Raw genomic sequence first — 3,843 nt, 5'->3', positions numbered from 1 at the left:
CTCCCCTTGAAGGGGGAGGGAACGTGGATCCAGCGGTATAAAAAAAGGCCGCCCGGTTTGCCGGACGGCCTTTTGTCTTTGCAATCTGAAATAACGCTTACAGCCCAGCCTTCTCCCTGATCAGGGCGGCCTTGTCGGTGCGCTCCCAGGTGAACTCGGGAAGCTCGCGGCCGAAGTGACCGTAGGCGGCGGTCTTCCGGTAGATCGGGCGCAGCAGGTCGAGCTGCTCGATGATGGCACGCGGCCTCAGGTCGAACACCTCGCGCACGATCTCGGCGATCCGCTTGGAGGGGATCTTGCCGGTGCCGTTGCAGTCCACCATAACGGAGACCGGGTCGGCGACGCCGATGGCGTAGGCTACCTGCACCTCGCATTTCTCGCAGATGCCGGAGGCGACCAGGTTCTTCGCCACGTAGCGCCCCATGTAGGCCGCGGAGCGGTCCACCTTGGAGGGGTCCTTGCCGGAGAAGGCGCCGCCGCCGTGAGCACCGTGACCGCCGTAGCTGTCGACGATGATCTTGCGGCCGGTGAGACCGCAGTCGCCCATCGGACCACCGATCACGAAGCGGCCGGTCGGGTTGATCAGGAAGCGGGTCTTTTCGTCCATCAGCTCGGCCGGGATGATCTTCTTGACGACCTCCTCGATGATCCCTTCCTTGATCATCTCGTAGGAGACCTCCGGGGAGTGCTGGGAGGAGATGACCACGGTGTCGACGTGGACCGGTTTGTCGTTTATGTACTGGATCGAGACCTGCGACTTGGAGTCCGGACGGAGGAAGTCCAGAACGCCCGATTTGCGCACGTCGGCAAGCTTGGAGACCAGCTTGTGGGCAAGCAGGATGGACATCGGCATGAGCTCGGGGGTCTCGTTGCAGGCGAAGCCGAACATCAGTCCCTGGTCGCCGGCGCCCTGCTCCTTGAACATCCCCTCGCCTTCGGTGACACCCTGGGAGATGTCCGGGGACTGCTTGTCGATCGAGGTCAGGATGGCGCAGGTCTCCCAGTCGAAGCCCATGGCCGAGTCGTTGTAGCCGATCTCGCGGATGGTTTCCCTGACGATCTTGGGGTAATCGACGATGGCCTTGGTAGTTATTTCACCGGCGATGACAGCCATACCGGTAGTGACCATGGTCTCGCAGGCGACACGGGAGGCGGGGTCCTGAGTCAGGATTGCGTCGAGGATAGCGTCAGAGATCTGGTCGGCGACCTTGTCCGGATGCCCCTCGGAGACGGACTCAGAGGTAAAGATGAAATCCTTCATTTCCATGTGGTGAAACCCCCTTACAATGTTGAAAACGTCAGGCTTAAAAAACGCTTGATTGTATAGAGCGCGGCTCTCTTTGTCAATGATAAGGTGCGCCGACTGGCCAGGCGTGGCTGTGACAGCGGGCGGGCAGCGGTGAATGTATCACAGTTAATTTGTAATTACAAATTTTTCTCACAGCGGAAGCGATGGACGAAGTGGCCGAGAAAGCGAGAGAGGGAAGGGGTTCCCCTCTTGGCAGAGGGGAACCGGTGCAGCGTGCTGGTTACTCTTCGATCAGCCTGATGGAGTTGATCACCACCGGCTCGACCGGCACGTCCTGATGGCCGGCTTTGTTGCCGGTCTTCACGGCGCGGATGGCGTCGACTACCTCCATCCCTTCCACAACTTCGCCGAAGACGGCATAGCCGAAACGATCCGGGGTCTTGCCGCTGTGATCGAGGAAGGCGTTGTCGACGGTGTTGATGAAGAACTGGGAGGTGGCGCTGTCAACCACGCTGGTACGTGCCATGGCGAGGGTGCCACGCTTGTTCTTAAGCCCGTTGGTGGCCTCGTTCTTGATGGCGAACTTGGTCTTCTTCGGCTGCATGCTGGCATCGAGCCCGCCCCCCTGGATCATGAAGTCCTTGATCACCCGGTGGAAAATAAGACCATCATAGTAGCTGTCCTTCACGTAGGAGAGGAAGTTACGGACCGAAATGGGTGCCTTGTCCTTGAAAAGCTCGATCTTAACGGTGCCCATCGAGGTCTCCATGAGGACCTGGGGATTCTTTTCTTCAGTCATTGCTGTCGCTCCTTTTCACTAGAGTTGATTGTTCCACGTCAACGGATACAATCTGAATATCACACATAATCTTCGAGGCAAACAATTTTTCCCGTGCCTGTGGAACAGCAGCTGGTAAAGCGGTCAACGAAGGGCTCCTTTGTCAGCACGCCAAAACCTCAAACGGCACGAACTGCTCTCACAAAGAGAAAGGTGTCGCAATGAAAATAACCGCCATCATCCTCCTGGCAGCGCTCGCCATCACCACTTCCTCACTGGGCCACCCCGCCGTCGCCGCCGATGACGGCCGCCTGCGGATGGCCAAGGTCGGCGAGCGCGCCCCCTACTTCGCGCTGGACGCACTGGTCAGCACCGACAAAGGGAAGGAATTCAAACGGATCTCCATCGACGACTACCGCGGGAAGTGGATCGTGCTCTTCTTCTACCCGATGGATTTCACCTTCGTCTGCCCGACAGAGATCAAGGGGTTCAACCAGAAGATAACCGAGTTCCAGAAGCTCAACGCGGTGGTCTTGGGCGCCTCGACCGACACCAAGTTCTCCCACCTCGCCTGGGCACAGCGCGGGGACCTGGGAGCGCTGCAGTACCCGATCTTGGCGGATGTGAAAAAGGAAACGGCGCAGAGCTACGGCTGCCTGGACGACAAGGAGGGGGTGGCGCTGCGAGCGCTCTACATCATCGACCCGGACGGCACGCTCCAGTACATGGTGGTGCACAACCTCGACGTGGGGAGAAGCGTGGACGAGACGCTGCGCGTCCTGGAGGCCCTGCAGACCGGTGCCCTCTGCCCGCTCAACTGGAAGCCGGGCCAGAAGACGATCCCCAAGGAGTAGTCTTTACCCCATCATGGCCCGCATCTTGGCGAAAAACCCTTCGGCGTTCTTTGCCTCGTCCTCGGGGGAGGATCCCTTGCCCTCCCCGCTTTGCTGCACGTTCAGGACCGAGGCCGGGATCTCCTCCAGGAAGCGGGAGGGAACCCGCTCCTGCAGCTTGCCGTACTTCTTCCGGTAGAGCGTCCTGGTCATCACCAGCTGCTGGCGCGCCCGGGTGATCCCCACGTAGCAGAGCCTCCTCTCCTCGTCCACCGTGAAGTCCTCGTAGATCGCCCGCTTGTGCGGCAGGATCTCGTCCTCCATCCCCACCAGGAACACGAAGGGGAATTCCAGCCCCTTGCTGGAGTGCAGCGACATCAGGGTCACCGCGTCCAGACCGTGATCCTTCTTGTCCTTGCCGGAGAAGCGGTCCTCGTCCATCAGCGAGACCTTTTCCATGAAGCCCCCCAGGGTGGGCAGCGGCACCCGCTCCTCGTAGGCCGCCATGGAGTTGATGATCTGCTCGACGTTCTCCACCTTTCTCCTGGCCACCTTGCGGTCGTCGATGGTCCGAAAGATCTCGTCCTCGATCTTCAGCCGCTCGAAAAGGGCCTTCCCCTTCTCGGCGAGTCCCCCTTCCTCCCGGAAGGTAGCGGCCGCGTCCACAAGCGTCTGGTGGAAGGCGAGCACCTTCTCCTTGATGCTGTCGGCGATCCCCTCGATCTCCCCTACCCTGCCGAACGCCTCGAAGAGGGGACACTCCTTTTCCAGCGACCACTGGTTGATGCGGATCACCGTGGAGTCGCCGATGCCGCGGCGGGGGAAGTTGACGATGCGTAAGAGGGCCACCTCGTCCAGCGGGTTGGCGATCACCTTCAGGTAGGAGATGGAGTCCTTGACCTCCTTGCGCTCGAAGAACTGGGTGCCCCCCACCAGCACGTAGGGGATGTCCTCGAAGCGGAGCTGCTCCTCGAAGGCGCGGC

At 60.4% G+C, this 3,843-nt stretch carries 4 protein-coding genes; 1 reads left to right on the top strand and 3 read right to left on the bottom strand.

Translation table 11 applies throughout. The annotated features are described in order from the left end of the window. Nucleotides 1-97: 97 nt before the first annotated feature. Together metK and VJ604_RS02805 are read right to left on the bottom strand one after the other, a co-directional pair. The gene (gene metK / locus VJ604_RS02810) at nt 98-1,267 is read right to left on the bottom strand and encodes a methionine adenosyltransferase (RefSeq protein WP_324079867.1); all 1,170 of its coding nucleotides are present in this window, start codon (nt 1,265-1,267) and stop codon (nt 98-100) included. A gap of 262 nt (nt 1,268-1,529) precedes the next feature. Beyond that, nucleotides 1,530-2,048 carry a peptidylprolyl isomerase gene (locus tag VJ604_RS02805; protein WP_324079866.1) on the bottom strand — a complete coding sequence of 173 codons (519 nt, stop codon included), beginning with the start codon at nt 2,046-2,048 and terminating at the stop codon, nt 1,530-1,532. A 200-nt stretch (nt 2,049-2,248) separates the two neighbouring features. On the opposite strand from VJ604_RS02805, the gene VJ604_RS02800 reads away from it, so the two are divergent. Further along, the gene (locus VJ604_RS02800; protein WP_349256660.1) at nt 2,249-2,881 is read left to right on the top strand and encodes a redoxin domain-containing protein; all 633 of its coding nucleotides are present in this window, start codon (nt 2,249-2,251) and stop codon (nt 2,879-2,881) included. 3 nt (nt 2,882-2,884) lie between these two features. On the opposite strand, the gene VJ604_RS02795 is transcribed toward VJ604_RS02800, so the two are convergent. Further along, the coding region (locus tag VJ604_RS02795; protein WP_324079865.1) for an ATP-dependent helicase at nt 2,885-3,843 on the bottom strand (959 nt) is incomplete at its 5' end.

The organism is Geomonas sp. (genome assembly GCF_035254065.1).
In the GTDB taxonomy this organism is placed as follows: Bacteria; Desulfobacterota; Desulfuromonadia; order Geobacterales; family Geobacteraceae; genus Geomonas.
The sequence above is the reverse complement of the archived record's forward strand: the minus strand, read 5'-3'. Positions and strand labels throughout refer to the sequence as shown.

What these genes read in the sequence shown, in the direction of transcription:
- VJ604_RS02800 (WP_349256660.1), top strand. Translation starts at nt 2,249, where the DNA reads ATGAAAATAACCGCCATCATCCTCCTGGCAGCGCTCGCCATCACCACT.
- metK (WP_324079867.1), bottom strand. Translation starts at nt 1,267, where the DNA reads ATGGAAATGAAGGATTTCATCTTTACCTCTGAGTCCGTCTCCGAGGGG.
- VJ604_RS02805 (WP_324079866.1), bottom strand. Translation starts at nt 2,048, where the DNA reads ATGACTGAAGAAAAGAATCCCCAGGTCCTCATGGAGACCTCGATGGGC.